Annotated in this window: 26 protein-coding genes; 16 read left to right on the top strand and 10 right to left on the bottom strand. The window is 72.7% G+C overall.

From position 1 onward, the window contains the following. Positions 1-251: 251 nt before the first annotated feature. Positions 252-1,727, bottom strand: a complete 1,476-nt coding sequence (locus ACO06A_RS04840; RefSeq protein WP_421734911.1) for a DUF222 domain-containing protein — start codon at positions 1,725-1,727, stop codon at positions 252-254. 140 nt (positions 1,728-1,867) lie between these two features. On the opposite strand from ACO06A_RS04840, the gene ACO06A_RS04835 reads away from it, so the two are divergent. Both ACO06A_RS04835 and ACO06A_RS04830 read left to right on the top strand, forming a co-directional pair. After that, on the top strand, positions 1,868-2,149 hold the full coding sequence (locus ACO06A_RS04835; protein ID WP_421734910.1) for a hypothetical protein: 282 nt from the start codon (positions 1,868-1,870) through the stop codon (positions 2,147-2,149). A 128-nt stretch (positions 2,150-2,277) separates the two neighbouring features. Beyond that, positions 2,278-3,024 carry a M15 family metallopeptidase gene (locus ACO06A_RS04830; protein WP_421734909.1) on the top strand — a complete coding sequence of 249 codons (747 nt, stop codon included), beginning with the start codon at positions 2,278-2,280 and terminating at the stop codon, positions 3,022-3,024. 24 nt (positions 3,025-3,048) lie between these two features. On the opposite strand, the gene ACO06A_RS04825 is transcribed toward ACO06A_RS04830, so the two are convergent. Both ACO06A_RS04825 and ACO06A_RS04820 read right to left on the bottom strand, forming a co-directional pair. Further along, on the bottom strand, positions 3,049-3,429 hold the full coding sequence (locus ACO06A_RS04825; protein WP_421734908.1) for an iron chaperone: 381 nt from the start codon (positions 3,427-3,429) through the stop codon (positions 3,049-3,051). Positions 3,430-3,437: 8 nt separating this feature from the next. Next, entirely contained in the window at positions 3,438-3,830 is a 393-nt protein-coding gene (locus ACO06A_RS04820) for a nitroreductase family deazaflavin-dependent oxidoreductase (protein ID WP_421734907.1), read from the bottom strand. A 196-nt stretch (positions 3,831-4,026) separates the two neighbouring features. Between ACO06A_RS04820 and ACO06A_RS04815 the strand changes: the two genes are divergently transcribed. The 3 genes from ACO06A_RS04815 (at position 4,027) to ACO06A_RS04805 (ending at position 5,651) form a co-directional block, all read left to right on the top strand. Further along, positions 4,027-4,302, top strand: coding sequence for an adhesin (locus ACO06A_RS04815; protein WP_421734906.1), 276 nt, complete (start codon positions 4,027-4,029; stop codon positions 4,300-4,302). A 198-nt stretch (positions 4,303-4,500) separates the two neighbouring features. After that, the gene (locus tag ACO06A_RS04810; protein ID WP_421734905.1) at positions 4,501-5,418 is read left to right on the top strand and encodes a ScyD/ScyE family protein; all 918 of its coding nucleotides are present in this window, start codon (positions 4,501-4,503) and stop codon (positions 5,416-5,418) included. Beyond that, positions 5,415-5,651 carry a hypothetical protein gene (locus tag ACO06A_RS04805; RefSeq protein WP_421734904.1) on the top strand — a complete coding sequence of 79 codons (237 nt, stop codon included), beginning with the start codon at positions 5,415-5,417 and terminating at the stop codon, positions 5,649-5,651. Before ACO06A_RS04810 ends, ACO06A_RS04805 begins: the two co-directional genes overlap by 4 nt. 51 nt (positions 5,652-5,702) lie before the next feature. Here ACO06A_RS04805 and ACO06A_RS04800 read toward each other — a convergent pair whose 3' ends face one another. Further along, positions 5,703-6,323 (bottom strand): FMN reductase, encoded by a 621-nt coding sequence (locus ACO06A_RS04800; RefSeq protein WP_421734903.1) that lies wholly within the window; start codon positions 6,321-6,323, stop codon positions 5,703-5,705. A gap of 20 nt (positions 6,324-6,343) precedes the next feature. Then, positions 6,344-7,498 (bottom strand): LLM class flavin-dependent oxidoreductase, encoded by a 1,155-nt coding sequence (locus ACO06A_RS04795; RefSeq protein ID WP_421734902.1) that lies wholly within the window; start codon positions 7,496-7,498, stop codon positions 6,344-6,346. A 206-nt stretch (positions 7,499-7,704) separates the two neighbouring features. Between ACO06A_RS04795 and ACO06A_RS04790 the strand changes: the two genes are divergently transcribed. The 8 genes from ACO06A_RS04790 to ACO06A_RS04755 all read left to right on the top strand — a co-directional run bounded on the left by ACO06A_RS04790 (position 7,705) and on the right by ACO06A_RS04755 (position 15,768). Next, complete coding sequence (locus ACO06A_RS04790; protein ID WP_421734901.1) at positions 7,705-8,787, top strand: response regulator; 1,083 nt, start codon at positions 7,705-7,707, stop codon at positions 8,785-8,787. Next, positions 8,784-9,752, top strand: coding sequence for an ATP-grasp domain-containing protein (locus tag ACO06A_RS04785; protein WP_421734900.1), 969 nt, complete (start codon positions 8,784-8,786; stop codon positions 9,750-9,752). The genes ACO06A_RS04790 and ACO06A_RS04785 overlap by 4 nt, the downstream gene beginning before the upstream one ends. Further along, positions 9,749-10,462 (top strand): histidinol-phosphatase, encoded by a 714-nt coding sequence (locus ACO06A_RS04780; RefSeq protein WP_421734899.1) that lies wholly within the window; start codon positions 9,749-9,751, stop codon positions 10,460-10,462. Before ACO06A_RS04785 ends, ACO06A_RS04780 begins: the two co-directional genes overlap by 4 nt. Then, positions 10,459-11,943, top strand: a complete 1,485-nt coding sequence (locus ACO06A_RS04775; protein ID WP_421734898.1) for a glycosyltransferase — start codon at positions 10,459-10,461, stop codon at positions 11,941-11,943. The genes ACO06A_RS04780 and ACO06A_RS04775 overlap by 4 nt, the downstream gene beginning before the upstream one ends. Continuing rightward, positions 11,940-12,125 carry a hypothetical protein gene (locus ACO06A_RS04770; RefSeq protein ID WP_421734897.1) on the top strand — a complete coding sequence of 62 codons (186 nt, stop codon included), beginning with the start codon at positions 11,940-11,942 and terminating at the stop codon, positions 12,123-12,125. Before ACO06A_RS04775 ends, ACO06A_RS04770 begins: the two co-directional genes overlap by 4 nt. Continuing rightward, the gene (locus ACO06A_RS04765) at positions 12,122-12,472 is read left to right on the top strand and encodes a response regulator (RefSeq protein WP_421734896.1); all 351 of its coding nucleotides are present in this window, start codon (positions 12,122-12,124) and stop codon (positions 12,470-12,472) included. The genes ACO06A_RS04770 and ACO06A_RS04765 overlap by 4 nt, the downstream gene beginning before the upstream one ends. 7 nt (positions 12,473-12,479) lie before the next feature. After that, a complete protein-coding gene (locus ACO06A_RS04760) occupies positions 12,480-14,258 on the top strand; it encodes a sensor histidine kinase (RefSeq protein ID WP_421734895.1) in 1,779 nt (592 codons plus the stop codon). A 106-nt stretch (positions 14,259-14,364) separates the two neighbouring features. Continuing rightward, on the top strand, positions 14,365-15,768 hold the full coding sequence (locus tag ACO06A_RS04755) for an FAD-binding oxidoreductase (RefSeq protein ID WP_421734894.1): 1,404 nt from the start codon (positions 14,365-14,367) through the stop codon (positions 15,766-15,768). 36 nt (positions 15,769-15,804) lie between these two features. On the opposite strand, the gene ACO06A_RS04750 is transcribed toward ACO06A_RS04755, so the two are convergent. The 4 genes from ACO06A_RS04750 to ACO06A_RS04735 form a co-directional block, all read right to left on the bottom strand. Next, entirely contained in the window at positions 15,805-16,017 is a 213-nt protein-coding gene (locus ACO06A_RS04750; RefSeq protein ID WP_421734893.1) for a hypothetical protein, read from the bottom strand. Then, a complete protein-coding gene (locus ACO06A_RS04745; RefSeq protein WP_421734892.1) occupies positions 15,998-16,732 on the bottom strand; it encodes a signal peptidase I in 735 nt (244 codons plus the stop codon). The genes ACO06A_RS04750 and ACO06A_RS04745 overlap by 20 nt, the downstream gene beginning before the upstream one ends. Before the next feature lie 5 nt (positions 16,733-16,737). Continuing rightward, positions 16,738-17,430, bottom strand: coding sequence for a TasA family protein (locus ACO06A_RS04740; protein ID WP_421734891.1), 693 nt, complete (start codon positions 17,428-17,430; stop codon positions 16,738-16,740). A 79-nt stretch (positions 17,431-17,509) separates the two neighbouring features. Further along, entirely contained in the window at positions 17,510-19,642 is a 2,133-nt protein-coding gene (locus ACO06A_RS04735; RefSeq protein ID WP_421734890.1) for a putative bifunctional diguanylate cyclase/phosphodiesterase, read from the bottom strand. A gap of 177 nt (positions 19,643-19,819) precedes the next feature. Here ACO06A_RS04735 and msrB point away from each other — a divergent pair, with 177 nt between their 5' ends. The 3 genes from msrB (at position 19,820) to ACO06A_RS04720 (ending at position 21,762) form a co-directional block, all read left to right on the top strand. Next, positions 19,820-20,221, top strand: coding sequence for a peptide-methionine (R)-S-oxide reductase MsrB (gene msrB / locus ACO06A_RS04730; protein WP_421734889.1), 402 nt, complete (start codon positions 19,820-19,822; stop codon positions 20,219-20,221). Positions 20,222-20,422: 201 nt separating this feature from the next. Next, positions 20,423-21,205: a nuclease-related domain-containing protein gene (locus ACO06A_RS04725; RefSeq protein WP_421734888.1), complete on the top strand. Its 783-nt coding sequence runs from the start codon at positions 20,423-20,425 to the stop codon at positions 21,203-21,205. A 107-nt stretch (positions 21,206-21,312) separates the two neighbouring features. Further along, a complete protein-coding gene (locus ACO06A_RS04720; protein ID WP_421734887.1) occupies positions 21,313-21,762 on the top strand; it encodes a MarR family winged helix-turn-helix transcriptional regulator in 450 nt (149 codons plus the stop codon). 21 nt (positions 21,763-21,783) lie between these two features. On the opposite strand, the gene ACO06A_RS04715 is transcribed toward ACO06A_RS04720, so the two are convergent. After that, a complete protein-coding gene (locus ACO06A_RS04715; RefSeq protein ID WP_421734886.1) occupies positions 21,784-22,416 on the bottom strand; it encodes a DUF2510 domain-containing protein in 633 nt (210 codons plus the stop codon). Positions 22,417-22,486: the final 70 nt, after the last annotated feature.

Here is a 22,486-nt window from a genome sequence, read left to right as displayed (position 1 = left end):
ACCGCCGCGCGATCACAGTTCGGTAGGCGTTCCGGAGGCTTGCCCCGTGGCGGTGGGTCAAGGATGCCAACGTCTGCATCGAGAGCGTCGCTACGTCGGACACGGCTGAGTACTCGCCCACTCAGTTTCGGGCGCAGGGCCCCACTAGCGCACGGCCGCACTGGCGCACGGCCGCACGGCCGCACTGGCGCACCGGCGCACTGGTCAGCGCATCCGACGGACCCTCCGCACTGGTGACAACTCGACCTTGGTCAGAAGGGTGGGTCGCCACGAGGTGGCGGTGGTGCCCGGTGGATGAGGGCGTTGGGGGTGGTGTGGATGGGGATGGGGTGGCGGGCGTAGGTCAGGCCGTGGCGGTCGGTCCAGGTGGTGACCCCGGTGTGCCGGTTGTGCGTGACCTGCCACCAGCCCTTGGTCTTGGCTTGGTGGTGGTGTGTGCACAGCGAGTGCAGGTTCGCTTCGCAGGTCTGGTTGTCGCCGGGTTGGTCGCCGGTGCTTTGGGTGTGGTTGTAGGGGGTGCGGTGGTCGATCTCGCATCTGGTGGATGGTTGGCGGCAGCCGGGGAAGGTGCAGGTCACGTCGCGGGCTTGCACGGTGCGGGTCAGGTCCGCGCCCGGGCGGTACGACTGCGTGCCCACGGCGCAGGCCTGGCCGGTGGGGTCGGTCAGGATGCGCCGCCAGGTGGCGTCTTGGGCGAGCTCGCGGGCGACCTGGGCGGGGATCGGGCCGTACGAACCCAACATCGCGGGCCGGTTGTCCAGGCCGGCCAGGGTGCTGGCCGCGACGGTGACCTGCAGGGCGACGCGTTGCCCGTGGCGGGTGGGCAGCGGGGTCCCGTCGGGGGTGGTCTGGCGGTCCAGGATGGTGGTGAACACGTCGGTGAGGGCGTCGGCGCGGCGTTGGTCGATGTTGCGGGTGTCGCCGTCGATGGCGGCGTGCCCGGCCAGGGCGTCGATGGCGGTGAATGCGGCGGTGGCGTCGGCGGCGGGCAGGTAGGCGATCAGGCGGGCCATCGCGTCGGGGGCCAGGTCCAGGAACACCCCGCGCCGCTCGCGCTCCACCACCCGACGTTCCTCGGCGACGGTGGGGTCGGCGGCGATCAGGGTGGCGCGCAGGTGGCGGGTCAGCTGCGGGCTGGTCATCTCCGCGGCCCGCTCCACCGCGTCGGCCACCACGACGTCGACCTCACTGCCGGGCAGGGCGGTGCCGGACCGGTGGATCTCGTCCAGGATCACGTCGACCTTGCGCGCATCGATCGCCCCGGCCGCCCAGGCGTCCGCGAGAGCAGGGTGCTGCCCGGAGCCCCAGGCACGCAGGAACAGGTCCTGGGCTGCACGACCGGTGCACACCAGGGCGCAGGCTAGCTCGTCGGGAACGCGCGCCAGTGCGTCGGGGGTGCGGGCCTCGATCTCCCGGATCACTACCGCCTGCGCCGCCTGCGCCATCCCGATGACCTGCTGCCAGGCCGTGGTCGCGTTCACCAGCGCCACGTCCGACACCTCCGCGAGCGGCACCGACGACAGCATGGAGGCCAGCTCCCCGACCCCCACGCGTGGCAGAGGGAACTCCTCCACCCGACCGAGATCGACCACGCGCGCACCCGCCGGGACGACCGGCGACACCCCAGGTCGAGCACCGCGGGACGAGTCGGCCCACACCAGCGAACCCTCGTCGACCAGCGGCGCGACGAGAACCGCGTCGAGCACCGCGTCGAGCACGGCGGTCATCGCCACCACCTCCCGCCGCAGAGTTCACCCGATCCGGACATAGAACAACTGTACGACCAGCCACTGACATACCGCGCTGACCTGCGCAAACGCGACGAGCCGGCCCGAGGTCGATCCGATCGCACTCGTACACTTGTTCGATGGTCCGCGACATCGACTGGTCGAAGTGGCAGCGCACGCCACGCGGCTGGGTGCGGGTGCCGCCGCCGGGCTGCCCCGCGGGACACCGGTGGACCACGAGCGGCCCGGGCAGGCCGGCGGAGCGGTTCGTCACGTGCGGGTGCACGGTGGACCGGCACCACACGCTCTGGGTGTGCCCCACCTGCGGGATGCACTGCGCGGAGGGCTGCGCGGACCCGGATCTGTGGGCGGGCACGACCGTCTCCTCGGGCATCGTGGGCAGCCGCCGCGGGGTGGTCTGAGCGCCGGTGGCGGAGTCGCAGGCCGACGCGGGACACGCGACCGTCGAGGGGGCGAGCCCGACGAAGCGCGGCGGGTCTGAGCCCCGGGTCTCGACGCCGGGCGGTGTCACCGCGGCACACTGGTCGCCATGGGGCGTCGGGCGCGCACGGCCGCGATCGTGACGGTCGTCGCGCTGCTGTCGGGGTGCGCGTCGTCGCAGGCGAGCCGGGCCCCGAGGTCGACCAGCACGCCGAGCGCCACCTCCACGCCCGTCACGGCGCCGAGCGCCCCGGACGCGACCGACGACCCGGTCGTCGCCGTCCCGCCGGCCTTCACGTCCGCGGTCTCCCCGATCACCCCCGAGCTGGCCGCCCGCATGGAGCCGTCGTGGCGGGCGGGATGCCCGGTGCCCCTGGAGGACCTCCGCTACGTCACGGTCACCCACCGGGGCTTCGACGGCGTGGACCGGCAGGGCGAGCTGGTGGTGCACGCCGACGCTGCGGACGCCATGGTCGCGGTGTTCCACGCCCTGTTCGACGCCGGCTACCCGGTCCGCTCGATGCGGCTGGTGGACGACTTCGGCGCCAGCGACGACGACTCGATGGCGGCGGACAACACGTCGGCCTTCAACTGCCGGGCGATCACGGGCGGGTCGGAGTGGTCCGAGCACGCGTACGGCCGGGCCATCGACCTGAACCCGGTGGAGAACCCGTACGTCCGGGGGTCGTCGGTGGCGCCCGACGAGGGGCGCGCGTACGCCGACCGACCCGACAGCCCCGGGGTCATCCACGCCGGCGACGAGGTGGTCCGTGCGTTCGCGTCGGTCGGCTGGCTGTGGGGCGGCGACTGGGACTCCCCGATCGACTACCAGCACTTCTCGTCGTCGGGGCGATGACGGCGCTCAGGACGATGACGACCCTCAGGTCCGGGAGAGCCGCGCGTCGACCTCGGCCATGCGGCGCTCGGCGATCAGCCGCACGGTCTCGACGCCGAGCGGCGACGCTGCGTCGAACCGCAGGGTCGCCCCCGACAGCGTCCCTTCGGTGAGCGCGCCGACCAGGGCGCGGGCGAGCGGCGGGCTCATCAGGTGCAGGCTGCAGTGGGTCTTCGCCACCGACAGGGCGACCAGTCCCGCGCCGCGGTAGCGGATCGTCGGCACCTGGTAGGAGATCACCTGCTCCGCGTCGGGGACCACGGCGAGCAGCCGGTCGCGCACGACGCGCAGGGCGGCACCCTGGGCCGGCGGCACGGCATCGAGGTACTCCTCGACGGTGGCCGCGGGGTATCCCTCGCGAGGCATGGCTCCTCCTACGGGTGCAGCGGGACGGCGGCGAGCTCGACGAAGTCGTCCACCCGCATCAGGCGCAGGCCGACGCGGATGACGCCCGGTACCAGCTGCGCCCCGGCCGGGCCGTGCAGCCGCCGCGGATGGCTCAGCACCAGGACCCGACCCCGCCGGACCATCCGCGCCCCACCGGCGGCTTCGAGGTTGTGCAGCCACTGCACGTCGGTGCCGTACGTGAGGGCGACGACGACGCCGCGCGGGGTGCTGAACGCGAAGACGGGCGTGCGGTACCGGCGGCCGCTGGTGCGCCCGGCGTGGTGCAGCGTCGCGAACGGCGGCAGCCAGTCGGACACCGTGCCCAGCACGGGGTTGGTCACCCGGCGGTTGAACCGCGCGACCCGGAGCGGGATCGGCATGAGGTCGACGGTACGGGTCCTGCGGCCGCGGGCACAGGGAGGAAACAGGGAGGAGAAACAGGGAGAAACAGGGAGGAGGGGTGGTCTCGCCCAGCGGACGCCGAGTTGCGGGCGATCACCGAACGTGAGCACGGTGGTGTCGTCCGACGAGCCGCCTGCGAGGGTGGCACCACCGGCAAACGAGAGGAGAGCCTTCGTGCTCACCCTGACTGACAACGCCCTGTCCGCCGTCCAGACGCTCACCACGCAGGCCGGTCTGCCCGACGAGACGGGTGGCCTGCGCATCGCGCAGCAGGAGGCGGGCGGCTTCGAGCTGGCCCTGGTCCCTGAGGCCGTGCCGGGCGACGACGTGGTGACCGACGGGTCGACCCGCGTCTACGTCGAGCCCGAGGCGTCCCAGACCCTGGCCGACCTGCGACTGGACGTCGAGCCGGCCGAGGCCGGTCCCACGTTCACCCTGAGCCCGCAGTAGAACCACGCACGTAGGACCGACGACGGCGGGGAGCGCCCCTCAGCTCCCCGCCGTCGTCGTGCCCCGAGCGACCTGGACAGCCAACTCACAGCGGGGACATAGTGGAGCGGCGCCCGATACGGGCGGTTCGTCCGCATCCGCCGACGCTCGCGTCGGCCGCTGACGACGCGGGCGATGTTTTCTCGACGAGGAGGAAGCATGAGGGGGACCAGGTTCATCGCCGTCGCCGCGCTCGCCGCGGGCGGTCTGCTCGTCGCCGGGTTGCCGGCGTCCGCCGCCGACCGGGACGGCTTCGGTCATCGCGGTGCCACCGTGCAGGAGCTGGCCCGCGGCTGGCATCCCGGGCACGGCCCGAAACCCCCGACCGCGGGGGAGCCCACGACCGTCGCCGAGCACCTGGCGGGTCCGCTCACGTTCGACGTCGACGGTCGCGGCACGCTCTATGTCGGGCAGGCGTTCGCCGGCAACCTCGTGCGGGTGGTGCCGGGGCAGCCGCCGGAGGAGATCGCCCCGTCGTCCGGCACGGACATCGCGGCGGTGTCGACGTTCATGGGAGCCGTCACCTGGTCGCACCGTCGCGCCGCCGAGGGGGACATCGGCGAGGCCGAGGAGTCGTTCCTGCAGCGTCGAGGTCGGGACGGCGTCGTCACGTCCGTCGACCTTCTCGCGTTCGAGCGCGCCGCCAACCCCGACGGTGCGGTCGAGTACTCGTTCACCGACCTCGACCCCGCGTGCGCCGCCCTGGTGCCGCCGGAGCTCGCGCCCTACACCGGCGCGGTCGACAGCCACGCCTACGGCTCCCTGATGCTCCCGGGCGTCACCTACGTGGCCGACGCGGGCGCCAACGCGCTGCTCAAGGTGGACCGCAGCGGCCAGGTCAGCACGGTCGCGGTCCTGCCCCCGGTGCCGGTCGAGGTGACCGCGGAGATCGCCGGCGCGATCGGTCTGCCCGCCTGCGTCGTCGGCCACGAGTACAACCTCGAGCCGGTGCCGACGGACGTCGAGCTGGGTCACGACGGCTGGCTCTACGTGTCCACGCTGCCCGGCGGTCCGGAGGACGGCAGCCTGGGACCGATCGGGTCGGTGTACAAGGTGAACCCCTGGACGGGCCGGTGACGTTGTTCGCCACCGGCTTCGCGGGCGCGACGAACGTGGCGATCGGCTCCGGCGGCACGGTCTTCGTCGCCGAGCTGTACGCCAACCAGGTCTCGTCGGTCAGCCGGCGAGGAGTCGTGACGCCCCTCGTCTCGCTGAACCAGCCCGCGGGCCTCGAGTGGTCGCACGGGAAGCTGTACGTCTCCACGGACGTCTTCGGCGACGGCAAGATCGTCTCGCTGCGCGTGCGGTGACACGCCGACGGGCCCGACGCGTGTGCGTCGGGCCCGTCGGTCGTGCGGAGGTCAGGCGCCGCCGAGCAGCTGCTCGAACGACGGCACCGCGTCGTAGAGACCCACCGGCGCGGACGGCTCCCGGTCGGCCACCATCTCGGCCAGCTCGCGGCCGGCGCGGCGGATGCGGTTCGGCAGCGGGTTGACGTCGTCGCCGCCGCCGTCGGCCCAGTCGTCGGTGGCCGCGAACACCGCGGTCCCGGCGACGTCGGCCCGCAGGTAGGCGAACAGCGGGCGCAGCGCGTACTCGAGCGCCAGGGAGTGCCGGCCGGTGCCGCCGGTCGCACCGACGAGCACGGGCCGCCCGACGAGGGCGTCCTTGTCGAGGATGTCGACGAACGACTTGAACAGCCCGGAGTACGACGCCGAGAAGATCGGCGTGACGGCGATGACGCCGTCGGCAGCCGTGACCTTCTCGATGACGTCCTTCAGCGCGCCGGAGGCGAAGCCCGAGAGGGTCATGTTGACCACCTCGTGGGCGACGTCGCGCAGCTCCACGGTCTCGACGTGCGCGGTGATGCCGCGGGCGGCGAGCTCGGTGACGGTGGCGTCGGCCAGGCGGTCGGCCAGCAGTCGCGTCGACGACGGCTGCGACAGCCCGGCCGAGATGACGACGATCGAGCGGTCGCTCATCGTGGTCCCTTTCCCAAGCATCATGAGGAGAGCGAGTCCTCGGCCCGGAGGCCGGTGAAGGTGTCCTGCGCGACGACCTGCTCATGGACGGTACCCGCGGCCCGTGCGGCCGCCACCCGGTCGGCGTGCGACGGCGGGTTGGCCGGCACGTGCGCGGGACGGGCGGACTCGGCCTCGGCGCGCAGCACGGGGACGACCTCGGTGGCCAGGATGTCGATCTGCTCCAGCACGGTCTTCAGTGGCAGTCCCGCGTGGTCCATGAGGAACATCTGGCGCTGGTAGTGACCCACCTGGTCGCGGAACTTCCCGTACCGGTCGATGACCTGCTGCGGGCTGCCCACGGTCAGCGGGGTGTCGCGCATGAAGTCCTCCATCGACGGACCGTGCCCGTAGACCGGCGCGTTGTCGAAGTACGGCCGGAAGTCGCGCACGGCGTCCTGCGACCGAGCGTTCATGAACACCTGGCCGCCGAGCCCGACGATCGCCTGGTCGGCCTGCCCGTGCCCGTAGTGCTCGTAGCGCTCGCGGTAGAACGTCACCATCTGCGCGGCGTGCTCGAGCGGCCAGAAGATCGCGTTGTGCAGGAAGCCGTCACCGTAGTAGGCGGCCTGCTCGGCGATCTCGGGGCTGCGGATGGAGCCGTGCCACACGAACGGCGGGACGCCGTCGAGCGGGCGGGGGGTCGAGGTGAAGCCCTGGAGCGGCGTGCGGAACTTGCCCTGCCAGTCCACGACCTCTTCCTCCCAGAGGCGGCGCAGCAGCGCGTAGTTCTCGATGGCCAGCGGGATGCCCTGGCGGATGTCCTGGCCGAACCACGGGTAGACGGGGCCGGTGTTGCCGCGGCCCATCATGAGGTCCATCCGGCCGTCGGAGATGACCTGGAGCATCGCGTACTCCTCGGCCAGCCGCACCGGGTCGTTGGTGGTGATCAGCGTGGTCGCGGTCGACAGGATGATGTTCTTCGTCGTGCCCGCGAGGTAGCCGAGCATGGTGGTGGGCGACGAGGGGACGAACGGCGGGTTGTGGTGCTCGCCCGTCGCGAAGACGTCCAGACCGGCCTGGTCGGCGTGCTGGGCGATGGTGAGCATGTTGCGCACCCGCTCCGTGTCGTCCGGCGTCCGGCCGGTGGTCGGATCCGTGGTGACGTCGCCGACGGTGAAGATCCCGAACTGCATCTCGCGCCTCGCTCTGGTTCAAAGGTCCATGCGTTTGCATGTACTTGCCGCTCAACAGGGGGGTACCGGGTCCTATTCCCGCTGGGTGGAACTAGACAGTTGTCCAGGTCAACGACTGGGGGCCGACCCGCGGGGCCACGATGCGCCGCCCCGAGGATCCCGCTATAGCGTGGGGGAGAACGGTCGGCCACGGAGGGCAACACGTAGTGACGAACGAGCAGATCAGGGTGCTGGTCGTCGAAGACGACGCCGACACGGCACAGTACGTCCGCACGGTCCTGGAGCGCCGCGGGGGCATGGACGTGACGGTCGTCCACGAGCCGATGTCCGCCCTGGCGGAGGTCGCGGCGCACCAGTTCGACGTGGTGCTCACCGACATCCAGATGCCCGGGATGAGCGGGCTGGAGCTGCTGGTGGAGCTGCGGTCGCGGGCCGCCGGCACCCCCGTGGCGGTCATGACGGCGTTCGCCAGCGTCGACTACGCGGTCGAGGCGCTGCGGCGCGACGCCGACGAGTTCCTGGTCAAGCCGGTGGCCGCCGCCACGCTGCTGGAGCGCATCTCGGCGCTCGCGGTCGAGGGCCGGGCCAAGCGCGCGGCGATGGGCAGCAGCGAGGTGGTCCTGGCCGTCGGCGCCCACCCCGACGACGTGGAGATCGGCGTCGGCGCGACGCTCGCGTCCCACCGCGCGGCGGGCGACTCCGTGGTCATCCTCACACTGTCCGGCGGGGCGATCGGCGGCGACGTGCAGTCCCGTCGGCACGAGGCGCTGGCGTCGGCCGGCGTGATCGGCGCGCGCCTGTACCTGCACGACTTCGAGGACACGCGGCTCGACCCCGCGGGCGGCCTCATCACGACGATCGAGGAGCTCATCGCCGAGACCGAGCCGACCGTCGTCTACACGCACAGCGAGCACGACCGGCACCAGGACCACCGCGCGGTCCGGCAGGCCGTCGACGTGGCAGCCCGCCGCGTCCCGTCGCTCGCCTGCTTCCAGAGCCCGTCGTCGACGATCGACTTCCGGCCCACCCGCTTCGTGCCGGTCGACGGGTTCCTCGAGGCGAAGCTCCAGATGCTCGCGGCGTTCGAGTCGCAGTCGCACCGCGACTACATGGACCCCGACCTGGTGCGGGCCACCGCCCGCTACTGGTCGCGCTTCGGCGGTGGCGAGTACGCGGAGCCGCTGGAGATGATCCGGGCCGCCACGATGCTGAGCAGCAAGGCGCGGGCGATCGGCGTCGCCGCTGCCCCCGCCGCCGAGAAGGTCGACGGGCACGGAGGTCACGCATGAGGGTCCTGGTCACGGGTGCAGGTGGACCCGCCGGGGTGGCGGTGATCCGCTCGCTGCTGCGTCGCGGCGACGTCGAGGTGATCGCGGCCGACATGGACCGCTGGGCCAGCGCGCTGTACCTCGTCGAGGCGGGTGCGCGGCACCTGGTCCCGGCCGGTCGGGCGGCGGACTTCGTGGACGTCGTGCGCAAGCTCTGCCTCGACGAGCGGGTCGACGTGCTCTTCCCGACGGTGGACGTCGAGCTGCCCAAGCTCGCCGCCGCTCGCGACGAGCTGCTCGCGGACGGCACGATCCTCGCGTCCCCGTCGCTGGCCACGCTGGAGACCTGCCTCGACAAGCTGGCCCTGGCCGCGGCCTGCGCGCGGACCGTCCGCGTGCCCCGGACCGAGCTGATCGGCACGCCGCAGGCCGTGTCCGGCTGGGACTTCCCGGTGATCGTCAAGCCCCGCCGTGGCGCGGGCTCCCGCGGCGTCCGCCTGATCGGCACGCAGGCGGAGCTCGACGCCGTGCACGACGCCGAGGAGGACCTGCTGGTGCAGGAGCTCCTGCCCGGCGACGAGTTCTCGGTGGACGTGCTGGCAGGGCTCGACGGTCGGGTGATCGCCGCCGTGCCGCGCGCCCGCCTGCGGGTGGACTCCGGCGTCGCGGTCGCCGGGGTCACGGTGCACGACGACGAGCTCATCGAGACCGCGTCGGCTGTGGCGCGCGCGGTCGGCCTCACCACCGTGGCGAACGTGCAGCTCAAGCGGGACGTCGACGGGCGCCCGGCCCTGCTCGAGGTCAACCCCCGGTTCCCCGGCGCGATGCCGCTGACCATCGCGGCCGGCGTCGACATGCCCTCCCTGACGCTCGACGCGGTGCTCGGCCGTCCGCTGCCCGACCACGTCGACTTCCAGGAGATCGCGAACGTGCGCTACCTCGAGGACGTCTTCCTGCCGATCGCCGACGTGCTGCCCCCACGATGAGCGCGGGTCCCCTCACCGACGGCGACCACCACGTCCACTCGACGTTCTCCGACGACGCCGTCAGCACGCCCGCGCAGAACCTGGCGGCCGCGCAGGTCGCGCGCCTGCGCGAGATCCGCATGGTCGACCACGTCCGCGTCTCCACGACGTACGTGCCGGAGTTCCTCTCGGTGGTCCGCGCCCTGCCCCGGCTCGAGGGGCTGACGGTGCTGACCGGCGTCGAGGCCAAGATCCTCGACGCGTCCGGCGCGATCGACGCCCCGCCGGAGGTGCTCGCCGCCCTCGGCACGCCCGACGGCCCGGACCGGGTGCTGCTGGCCGACCACCAGGTCCCCGGACCGGACGGACCCTGGAGCCCGCGGGCCACCCGCGAGCGCATCGACGCCGGCCTCGACCCGGCCGACGTGGTCGAGATGCTGGTGACGGCGACGATCCGCGCCATGTGGGCGGCCGGGCGGGCGCAGCTGGCGCACCCGTTCTCGATCCTGCCCAAGATCGGTCTCACCGAGGACGACCTCCCCGACGAGCTGCTCGACGCCCTGGCGCAGGCCGCGGTCGCCACGGGCACCACGGTCGAGGTCAACGAGAAGTGGCGGTGCCCGGGCCCGCGCGCGACGGACCGCTGGCGGGCCGCGGGGGTGCAGCTGGTGGCCTCCACCGACGCGCACGACGCCACGGACGTGGGCGTCTACTCGTGGGTGCGCGGATGACGGGTGTCGGGCAGGACGCGCTCGTCGCGGTCTTCGTCGCGTTCGTGGGCATCGGCGTCATCCCCGTGCTCGCGGGGCTGTACCAGTACCTCCTGGTCCCCGTGCACGCGTTCCGCAACCACCTGCACGCCGCCGCGCCCCGCCTGCCCCGCGTGGTGGTCATCGTGCCCGCCTGGAACGAGGGGGCGGTGCTCGCGGCGTCGCTCGACCGGCTCATGGGGCTGGAGTACCCGCCGGACCGGCTCAAGGTGTTCGTCGTCGACGACGCCAGCACCGACGACACGCCCGACGTGGTCCGCGCCAAGGCCGCCCAGTACGACGACCGCATCGTGCACCTGCGCCGCGAGCAGGGCGGCCAGGGCAAGGCCCACACGCTCAACCACGGCATCCGGTACGCGCTGGACGACGACTGGATGCAGGCGCTGCTCATCATGGACGCGGACGTCATCTACCGTCCCGACTCCCTGCGCCGGATGGCCCGGCACCTGGCCGACGAGAACGTCGGTGCCGTGACGGCGTTCATCCGCGAGGGCAGCGGGCGGCCGGGGTCCGTCGCCCGGTTCATCGGCTACGAGTACGTCACCGCGCAGGCGGCCGCCCGGCGGGCGCAGAACGTCATGGGGGCCATGGCGTGCCTCGCCGGCGGCGCGCAGCTGCACTCGCGGGAGAACCTCCTGGCGGTCGGTGGGCAGGTGGACACCTCGACGCTGGCGGAGGACACGTACACCACCTTCCTCACGCAGCTGAACGGCCGGCGCGTGGTGTTCGAGCCGGCGGCGGTGGTGCTGGCGGAGGAGCCCGACACGATCACCGCGCTGTGGAAGCAGCGGGTGCGCTGGGCGCGCGGGAACGTGCAGATCACCCGTACCTTCGCCCGCGTGTGGTTCCGGCCCTCCCGCAAGCACAACCTGGGCAACCTCGACTTCGGGATCATCTGGTTCGCCATCTACCTGCTCCCGGTGGCCATGACGCTGGCCGCGGTGGGCCTGGTCGGCCTCTACTTCGTCGCCAGCGTGACGGCCACCGCGGTGTTCGAGGGCTTCTGGTGGGTGGCGGTCAGCGCCTACGTGTTCATCACCGCGACCACCCTGCTGCTCGACCGGGAGACGGCACGCCGCTCGTGGTTCGAGGGCATCGTGTTCCCCGGCCTCGGGGCGATGGTCGTGATGACCGCCGCCTGGTTCCCCAACCTCTGGGAGGAGCGCCTCCCGCAGCTGCTCGGGCTCGAGATGACCGAGACCGGCCGTGCGGTCTGGACGCTGACCCTCTACTCCTGGTCGGTCCTGGCGATGCTCCTGGCGTGGGTGATCCGGATCCTCGAGCGCGTCCGTCCGGTGCGGTGGCTCGCGCTCCCGCTGCTCTACGTGGTGGGCTTCGGTCCGGTGCTCTGCGCCATCACGCTCGACGCGTACGTGAAGCAGTGGCGGGGTGCCGCCGCGGTGTGGGACAAGACCGAGAAGACAGGACGGGTGATGGGATGACCGGCGCGCACCGAGCGGCCGCGGGCGACGACGTCCGGTGGTGGGCGACCCTCTCGTCCGACGCCCTCGAGGACGAGATCCGGTCGAACGCGCGCAGCGAACGGCGGCTGCTGCTCGTGGTGGCCCTGGTGTCCGTCGCGATCACGGTCGTGGTGCTCCTGCTGCACGAGGGCGTGCTGTGAGCGCGCGCGTGCTGGTGGTCGACGACGAGCCGGACGAGCTCGCGCTCATCGAGCGGCACCTGCGTCGGCTCGGGTACGACGTGCGGGCGACGAAGAGCGCCGAGGAGGCGCTGGCCGACGAGGACAACCTCGGCGTCGACGTCGCGATCGTCGACCTGCGCCTGCCCGGCATGGGGGGCTGGGAGCTGGTGGACGTGCTGCACGCCCGCCGCCCCGGCATGCCGGTCATCGTGACGTCGGTGCTCGACCAGGACGACTACCCGCAGGTGGAGGCGTGGCTGCCCAAGCCGTTCACCGGCGAGGGCGTGCAGGCCGCGCTGGCCCGCGCGCTCGGGGAGTCCCCGTGAGCGCGCCATGAGCGAGATCTGGTCCACGGAGCGCACCGACCTGATCACGACGAGCTCCCGCTTCCTGCGCCGCCTGGCCCGGCACCTCGGCCCGGACGGCGGCGTGGTCGAGCGCCAGCTGCCGTTCGTCGGGATGTTCTTCGTCGCGGTGCTCACGCTGCTCATCCCGGGAGCTCGCGTGACGAGCCCGGTCGAGGTCCTGATCGCGGGGGTGCTCACCGCGGGCCAGCTGGTGGCGGCGCGGCTGCTGCCCTGGAGCCGGTGGCCCGAGGGCGCCCAGGACGTCCTGCCGATGGTCCAGCTGCTGGCCGTGGCCCTGCTGCGGGTCGGGACCGGCGGGCCGGGATCGCCGTACACCACGCTCGTGTTCTTCCCGGTGATCACGCTGGCGTCGGAGACGGGCCGTCGGGGGATCCTGCTGGCCACGCTCGGCGTCGCGGGGGTCGTGTTCTCGCCGGTCCTGCTCTCGAGCGTCCCCGTCACCACGGACACCGTCATCCGGACCCTGTTCGTCACCCTGGTGGCCTTCGTCGTCGCCGCCACCGTGCACGAGATCACCGCCCGGCTCCGGGCCCGCAGCCGGGCCCTGCTGTCGCTCCAGATGGACCAGGCGACGCTGCTGGACCGCGCCCGCGCCGACGCCGTCGAGCTCGCGCGGGTCGCCAACCAGCGCCGCGCGGCCCGCGACCAGCTGGTCTCCGTGATCGACTCGGCCACCGAGCAGGCCATCATCGCGACCGACGCCACCGGCATGGTCGAGGTGTTCAACGCCGGCGCCGAGGCGCTGCTCGGGTACGGGCAGGGCGAGGTCGTCGGACGCATGCGCCTGACCGACTTCCACGACCGGGCCGAGCTGGAGGCGCGCCGCGAGCTGCTGTTCTCCGACAACAGCCCCATCGACCACCCCCAGACCCTGGTGGACGCGCTGGTCGCGCCGGCGCTCGCGGGACGGCCGGAGGTGCGGGACTGGACGTACGTCGCGCGCGACGGTGTCCGGATGACCGTCCGGCTCGCGGTCACCCGGCGCGCGGAGTCCGACGGCACGACGAGCGGGTACGTCGTCGTCGCCACGGACGTCACCTCCGAGCGAGAGGCCGCGCGGCTCCAGGACGAGTTCGTCAGCCTGGTCAGCCACGAGCTGCGCACGCCGCTGACGTCGGTGCTCGGCTACCTCGAGCTGCTCACGGACGGCACCGACCCGTTGTCCGACGAGCAGCGGGAGTACCTCACGGTGATCGAGCGCAACGCCCGGCGCCAGCTGCGCCTCGTGGGTGACCTGCTGCTCAGCGCCCAGGTGGACGCCGGCCGGTTCTCCATCGCGCCGCAGCAGATCGACGCCGCCGAGATCGTGTCCGCGGCGGTGGCGGCTGCCGGGCCGGTGGCCGAGGCCGCGGGCATCGAGCTCGTTCCGTCGGTGACGTCCACACCGCTGAGCGCCGACCCGGTGCGGCTCGCGCAGGCCGTCGACAACCTGCTCTCCAACGCGATCAAGTTCACGCCCTCCGGCGGGACGGTCAGGCTCACCGTCGCTCCTGGTGCCTCAGGTGGTGCGGTCGTCGAGGTCGCGGACAGCGGCATCGGGATCCCGCCCGACGAGCTGTCGCAGCTGACCCACCGCTTCTTCCGGGCGTCGACCGCCACGCGCAGGGCCATCCCCGGCGTCGGGCTCGGGCTGTCGATCACCAAGGCGATCATCGACGCCCACGGCGGCGCGATGGACATCACCAGCACCCTGGGTGAAGGCACCACGTTCACGATCACGGTGCCGGCCACGCCCCCGGGCTGACGTACTGCTGCGTAACTTCGGACATCCCGGATGTATCAGGCTGCTCAGGCCCGGTCCCCTTCTGCCCGTGCGCCGACCGACGGCGCGGACAGGAAAGGGCACGACCATGACCATCCTCAGCTCGCCGATCGGTGCGGACTACCGTCCGGCCACCGCCGCAGCCATCCAGGCGCTCGCCGACTCCGGCGTCCCTGTGCACCTGCCCGGCACCGAGGCGTATGCCACCCTCACGGGCACCAGCAACCTCCTCAAGGCGATCAGCCCCGTGGCTGTCGTCGCCGCTCGTGGGGCCGACGACATCAGCGGCACCCTGCGGCTCGCGGCCACCGCGGGCGTGCAGGTGGCCGTCCAGGGCACCGGCCACGGCGCGACCGAGACCATGCGGGACGCGATCCTCGTGAGCACCACCGCCCTCGACGAGGTCACCATCCACGCCGACGAACGCTGGGCGCGCCTCGGCGCCGGCGTGAGGTGGGCCGCCGTCCTGGAGGCGTGCGCGCCGTACGGGCTCGCGGGCCTCGCCGGCTCGTCGCCGGACGTCGGCGTCGTCGGCTACCTGACCGGCGGCGGTCTCGGCCCGGTCGCCCGCACCCACGGGCTCGCGTCCGACACGGTGCGCGCGTTCGAGCTGGTCACCGGCGACGGGCAGTTCCGCCGCGTCACCGCGGCAAGCCACCCTGACCTGTTCTGGGGCCTGCGCGGGGGCAAGGGCTCGCTCGGCATCGTCACGGCGGTCGAGATCGACCTCGTCGACCAGGCGGAGCTCTACGCGGGCGCCCTGTGGTTCGCCGCCGCCGACGCCGCCGCGGTGATCCGCACGTGGAGCCAGTGGTGCGAGCTGCTGCCGGAGGAGGGGACCACGTCGATCGCCGTCATGCGGCTGCCCGACATGCCGATCTTCCCCGAGCCGCTGCGCGGGACCGTGTCGGTCTCGGTGCGCTTCGCCTGGACGGGCGACCCCGCGGTGGGCGAGGAGATGATCCGGGCCATCCGCTCGGTCGCCGCGCCGCTCATCGACACCGTGCAGCGGATGCCGTACTCGGCGCTCGGTGACGTGCACAGCGACCCGATCGACCCGATGCCGCTGCACGAGCACCACAGCCTGCTGCACTCGTTCGGGGCGGACGGCGCCGACCGTCTGCTCGAGCTGGTCGGCCCGGACGTGCAGACCGCCCAGGCGATGGTCGAGGTCCGTCAGCTGGGCGGCAAGGTCCGCGACGACCGCGGGGTGCCCAGCGCGTTCCCGCACCGCGACGCGGCGTACTCGCTCTTCACGATCGGCGTGATGATCCCGGAGATCGCCCAGGTGGTCACCGCGGACACCGCGCGCGTGCACGGCGGGCTCGCCGCCTGGGCCCTCACGGGCGGGCTGCCCAACTTCACCGACACGGCCGGGCCGGAGTGGGTGGAACGGGTCTACCCGCCCGAGGCGGCACGCCGGCTCCAGATGCTCTCGCTGGTGTACGACCCCGACGCCGTGCTGCTCGGAGCGCGCGGCCTGCGGTCCTGACCCGACGGCGCCGACCCCTGCGCGGGGCCGGCGCCGTCACGGGCTCGGGGTCGGGGTGACGGAGAACGTGACCGACACCTGGGTGCTGTCGGTGAACTGCGCGGACGTCGTCCCCACGAGCGGGCTCAGCAGGGCGGCCAGCGCGAGCGCGACCGCGACCCCGAGGCGCACGAGCCCCCCGCGGTCGACGGACCAGAAGGAGCGGCGGGCAGGAGCAGCGGCGTCGCGCTCAGTCGAGGAGGAGCTCATCGACCCTCCTGTCCGTGTGGTCCGGCTGCACCGGGCTCGCGCGACGGGCTCGTCGCGCGTCGCCGAGGGCGAGCAGCTCGAGCGTAGCGAGCGCGACCAGCGGTGGCACGAGCATCGTCGCGCGTCCCTGCGCGGATCCTGCCCACTGGAGGACCCAGCCCCAGCCCTTGTGCACCGCGAGCTGCACGCCGCGGATCCTGCCGATCGGGGTCGCGTTGGGGTCGGGATCCGCGTTGGCGTCCCCCTTGGTCACCACGTACGACCTGGTGAGCGGCTCCCCGTCGGCGTTCCGCTTGGGCACCATGTTGCCGGTGACCTCGTCCTGACGGAGGTCGGGGAGCTTGCGCAGCGCCACGATGCGGTGGGTGACCAGCTCGCTGGTGCCGATGGGCCAGAACGAGATGACCTGACCCACCTTGAGGTCGGACTCGTCGGAGATCGCCCGGAGCACCACCGCGTCGCCCGCGTCGAACTTCGGAGCCATCGAGCCTGACGTCACGATCAGCAGGCGCTGGCTGTGCGCCTGGAACCACAGCGGCACGGCCAGCGACGTGGCGTACGCGAGGCCGCAGATGGCGACGACGGTCCAGAGCGCGACGCCGACGAGCCGACGCCAGGTGGGCTTCGGGGCACGAGCCCGCCGCCGACCGATCGCGCGCGGCGCGCGTCGGTCGACGGCTTGGGCGTCTCGTTGCCCGTCCGACCAGGGTGCCATCAGCGTCAGGGGTTGTTGGCGACCTGTTCGGCGTTGAACGTCAGTGCGAGTGTCACCCCGGTGTCCTGGAACTCGTTGCCGGAACCGCTCGGGAAGTCGACCCGGAAGCACAGCCACTCGCTGGCGCCCGCGATGAGCTCCCGGTCGCCGGCGTCCAGGCCCTGGGTGTTGGCGCCGAGGAGGGGCCTGGCGGCGGTCGTCCACCCGGACACGGTGCTGTCGGCGTTGATCCGCGTCGACGCGGCGACGCCCGCCGCGTTGCACTGGGTGTCCGTGAGGTTCTCGAACACGCTGAGCTGGAGGACCGTGCGCAGGTCGCCCGGGACCGACGGCGGGTCGAGGACCGGGTCGGTCGTGCCGTTGGCCGTGACGTCCGCCGCGGAGTAGGTGGCGTACCGCAGCGCGAGAGATCCGTTGTTCAGGATCTGGAGGGGCATGAAGGTCGAGTCACCGGGCGCCAGGTTCTGCGGGACGAACGTGAAGGGCACGGACTGCCCGATGGCGAGGTCCACGGTGCCGGTCTCGATCGAGGCGGACGTCGCGTCGTTGTCGGTGAAGATGGCCGACGTCGTCAGGCTCGTCGCACCGATGGCCGCGAGTCCGACGATCGCCACCGTGGTCCACAGGCGCCGGCGACGCGGTGCGTCGTGGTGCACCGGTGCGGGGTCGATCATCTCCTGGAGCAGGTCGTCCATCATGCGGGAACCCCCCTTGGGGCGAGAGTCGAGATAGTTGTATCGGCACCTCGGGGCCCGACTTGAGGCGAAAGCACGATACTCACCCGTTCGGGTTGTCTGCGACCGGCGCGCCCGGTGGGCGCGGCGGTCGCGTGTGGCGTGTGCTGGTGGTCGGGGTCGACGCCATCGCGGCACCGGTGCGGACGCCCCGGCCCCGCCGCGGCCGCGGCACCGACTGCGTCAGCGGGAGGTCGCCGGCCGGGACCGCCTGCGAGTAGAGGAAGCCCTGCGCCTGGTCGACGCCGAGCCTGCGCAGGATGACGGCCGTGGACTCGTCCTCGACGCCCTCGGCGACCACCCGCAGGTCGAACGAGTGCGCCAGGTCCACCATCGCCTGCACCACCACCTCCGAGCCCTCGCGGCCGTCGACGCCCAGGTCGGAGACGAACAGCCGGTCGATCTTCAGCTCGTCCACCGGCAGGTCCCGGAGCTGGGAGATCGACGTGTTGCCGATGCCGAAGTCGTCGATGGCCACGCGGATGCCGAGCGCGCCCAGCCGCTCGAGCACGGGGACCACCCGGGACGGGTCGGCCACCAGCGCGGTCTCGGTGATCTCGACCTCGAGCAGGTCCGCCGGCACCGAGTGCTCGTCCAGCAGCGACTCGATGAGGTCCACCACGGCCGCGGTCGTCACGTCGTGCGCCGAGAGGTTGACCGCCACGGGCGTCGCGCGGCCCTCGACGCGCCACGCCGCCAGCTGCGTCACGCACTCGGTGAGCGCGTAGCGGGTGACGTCGTGGATGAGGCCGGACTGCTCGGCCAGGGGGATGAACGTGGTGGGCGGCAGCACCCCGCGCGTCGGGTGCACCCAGCGCATCAGGGCCTCGAGCCCGACGGTCTGGCCCGTCGCCAGCTCGATCTTGGGCTGGTAGTGCATGCGCAGCTCGCGCGGGGCGTCGGCCGCGGGGGTCAGCGCCCGGTGCAGGTCGCCCAGCAGGACCAGGCGGGCCGGCGACGAGTCGTCCTCGTCGGCCGAGTACACCGAGACGCCGGTGCGGCGGTGCTTCGCGGCGTACATCGCGACGTCCGCGGTGCGCATCAGCGACGACGGGTCCGTGGCGTGGTCCGGCAGGCAGGCGACACCGACGGACGTGTCCACGTGCAGCGGCAGCTCGCCGAGCATGAACGGCGGGACGAACAGTCCCCGGACCCGGCGCGCCAGCCGCTCGGCGTTGGCCACGGAGCGGACGTCCGGCAGCAAGATCGCGAACTCGTCGCCGCCGAGCCGCGCCACGATGTCCTCGTCCCGCAGCGCCCCGCGCAGCCGCTCGGCCACCTGCTCGAGCAGCTCGTCGCCCCGGTCGTGGCCGAGCGAGTCGTTGATGTCCTTGAACCGGTCGATGTCCAGGAGCATCAGGCCGACGCGCGAGCCCGTCTCCTCGGCCTCGAGGATGGTCCGACGCATCCGCTCGGCGAGCATGCGCCGGTTGGGCAGGCCCGTGAGCGAGTCGAGCAGGGCGAGCCGGGCGTTCTCCAGCGCGGTCGCCTGGAGCCGGCGGGACGCGGTCCACACCGTCCGGAACAGGACGGTCCACAGCGCCAGGAGGCCCAGCGCCACCACCAGGGAGACGGTGCGGACGGCGTCGCCGAGGGCAGCGCTGGCCGCGTCGTGGTTGAGCATCACCTCCGCCGCGCCGATCACGTCCTTCTTCGGGCGTGCCGGGTCGCGCCCCGCGGTGTCGCCCGCCAGCACCGGCACGTAGACGTCCAGGACGCGACGCTCGGTCCCGCCCTCGCCCTCGCCCTCGGCGCCGCGCACGTCGGTGATCACCCGGGCGCTCGGACGACCCTTGTCCTGCGTCACCAGGTCCAGCCGCGCGCCGTCGGGGAAGCCGGTCGTCGTCTGGTCGGCGGAGCTGTAGATGAGTGAGCCGTCGATCGCCCAGAGCCGCAGCTCCACCAGCCTGTCGCCGAGCCCCGACGTCGCGGCCCGGACGGCGTCCCTCTGCTCGGGGGTGAGCGCGTCCGGCGTGACGTAGGAGTCGGTCGGCACGGTGGCGTTGGCGTAGGAGGTCACGGTCTCGGCGGTCGCGATGCCGTCCCGCACCGACTGCTGGCTCATCACGCTCCAGGTCACCCCGACGAGGGCGAGCCCGAGCACGGCCATGGCCACGATGCTGATGGCCGCGAACGATCTCGTCAGCGGCCAGCGACGGCGGGTGGCTCTGGGCACGCGGGACCTCGTGTGCTGGTTCGAGCGCGGACCGGAAGGGGCCTGCGCTGAGCCGAGAGTATGCGTTATGCCCGGTGAACAGCGACACCGCAGGTCAGGGATCATCCCGGCGAGTCGGGAACGTCCGTCTTCGCTCGACGGTTGCACAGGACGCCGACTTTTCCCCAGGAGGATCCGATGACGTACGACGTGACCAAGACCGACGAGCAGTGGGCCCTGGAGCTGGAGCCGCAGGAGTTCGCCGTGCTCCGGCGCGCCGGGACCGAGCGACCGTGGACGGGCGAGCTGCTGGACGAGAAGCGCACCGGGGTCTACCGGTGCCGGGCCTGCCAGAACGAGCTGTTCCGCTCCGACACCAAGTTCGACTCCCACTGCGGCTGGCCCAGCTTCTTCGCGCCGCTGGCGGGCGACCGGGTGGAGCTGATCTCCGACCGCAGCCTCGGCATGGTCCGCACCGAGGTGCGCTGCGCGCGGTGCGGGTCGCACCTCGGGCACGTGTTCGACGACGCCCCGCAGACCCCGACCGGCGACCGGTTCTGCATGAACTCGGTCAGCCTCACGTTCGAGGCCGAGGGCTGAGCTGGAGTGCAGCGGAGGGTGGGGGCGCGCCAGCGCACCCGCCCGTAGCGGAACGGAAGCTCAGCGCGACCATGGGATCCGAGGTGTGACCGTACCCGTTCGGGGTGTGTAGCGGCGCGGCGGACCCGACACCCCGAACGGGCGACGTCCACATGGTCGACACAGGTGAAGTCCAGACGCGTACCTGCCGATAATGCACCCGTGGAAGATGTGCTGACGGTGCGGCGGTGGAGGCGGTACGGCGCCGACCGTCTCTATGTCACGCAAGGGTCCGGCGCCCGTGTCGGATCGGTCGATCTCCAGTCCGGTGAGGTCGTGGTCGACGACCCGATGCTCGAGGGCGGTCTGCGCCGCGCGGCCCAGGCCTACCTGCGCGCCGACGTCGCCGAGCTGGCGCTGACCATGCCGACCACCGCCCTCGGGAACCTCCACCCGCTCGACGAGGCCGCGCTCCAGGCGTGGCTCGGCGGGGAGGACTGGGACGCGATCCACCTCGCGGCTCTGCGGGGCGAGCGGGGCAGCTCGGTCCGCACCCGGCTGGAGCGGATGGGCGACGAGGGCTGGCAGGTGATCCACGACGTGCCGCTGGGCCGCCAGGGGAGCCTCGTCGAGCACCTCCTGATCGGTCCGGCCGGCATCTTCACCGTCGCCGAGCGCCGGCACCCCGGTCAGCACGTCGTCGTGGAGGGTCGCACTCTCGAGGTCGACGGCCGCTCGATGTCCTACCTGCGCGACGCGCGGCTCGAGGCCACCCGTGTGCAGGGTGCGCTGCTCGCGGCGGCGTGTGCGGCGATCACCGTCCGCGGCGTCGTCGTCGTGCACGGCGACCTCGAGGTGCGGACCGTCCAGCCGGGGCACGACGCGTTCGCGATCGCCCGCCAGGACGTGCAGGCCGTCTTCCGCGCCATGCCGGCGCGACTCGACCCGGCGCGCATCGGGGCGATCGCCCACGTCGCGCGCCAGCGGTCCACCTGGTCGCACTGAGCGCTCGGGGGCGTTGACACCCCTCCGGTGGCGGTGATCTGCTGAAACGCTCACCCACTTGGGTGGCGATGCAACGATTTCTGTGCTTTTGGCACCAGGATGTCCCCGTGGTCGACGAACAGTTCCGCCAGCTCGAGCGAGAGCTCGGTCTACTCCTGCGCCGCGCGCAGGCGTCCTCGGCAGCGATCTCGCGGGATGTCCATCCCGACCTCGAGCCCGCCGCCTACTCGCTCCTGGCGCTCATCGCGGCCGCGCCCGGGGTGCGGGCCAGCGATCTGGCCATGACCATCGGAGTCGGGCGCGGGACCATGTCGCGCCAGCTGGCCCGGCTCGGTGCCCTCGGCCTCGTGTCCCGCCGGCCCGACCCCGACGACTACCGGGGCCAGCTCCTCGAGCTCACCGACGAGGGCAACCGTCGGTTCGAGAGCGCGCAGCAGGCCCGGCGGACGTTCCTGCGCCTGGCGCTGACCGGGTGGGGCGAGGCGGACGTCTCGGCGCTGGCCGGCCAGCTCGCCCGGCTCAACGAGGACCTCGCGGCGGCCCGCCGCCCGCACTGACGGACCGCCCGCGAAGCACGCTCACAGCGAGCTGAGCCGGACCACGAGAGCCAGAGCGCCCAGGACCAGACTGACGATCCCGAGCGCGAGGCCGGTCGTGGCCTGCGAGCGACCGAGCGGCGGGTAACCCTGCGCCGCGAACATGTTCGCGCGGGTCAGCCCTCGGGCGGACCAGACGATCGCCACGATCGGGACCACCAGGAACCCGCTGAAGACAAAGCTGACGGCAGCCGCGACCACCCCGTTGTAGGCCAGCGAGTTCCGGCCGCGCGCCAGGTCGATGTCCGGGCGGTCCTTGGCGACGCGGAGGCTGCGGGGCAAGGTCTTGAACTCGTCCTTGCTCATCGACCCGACCGCGACCCGACCGCCGTACGAGGGGGATGAGTCCCAGGGCGGCTGGGCGGTGACGGGCGGGGCGTACGGGATGCCGCCCATGGGCACGGGCGGTGTGCCGTACAGAGGCTGCTGGTCGGTCGCGTGCCGTCCTGGGTACGGCGGGGCGAACGACGGCGTCGCTGCCGGGGGAGCGACCGGGGTGGTCGGCGGCGGGTCGGCCACGTGCTCGGTCCACCCGGCGCCGTCGTACCAGCGCTGCCGCCCGGCGCTCGCGGTCGGGTCGGGATCCGGGTACCAGCCCGGGGTGATCGATGACATGGGGACCCCATCGGCAGGGGCGGGGGCGGAGTTGACACGACAGCGCCCCGCGACCGATGGGCTGCGGGGC

The organism is Cellulomonas sp. (assembly GCF_965229465.1).
Taxonomy (GTDB): domain Bacteria; phylum Actinomycetota; class Actinomycetes; order Actinomycetales; family Cellulomonadaceae; genus Cellulomonas.
This window is presented reverse-complemented; position numbering and strand designations above follow the sequence as displayed.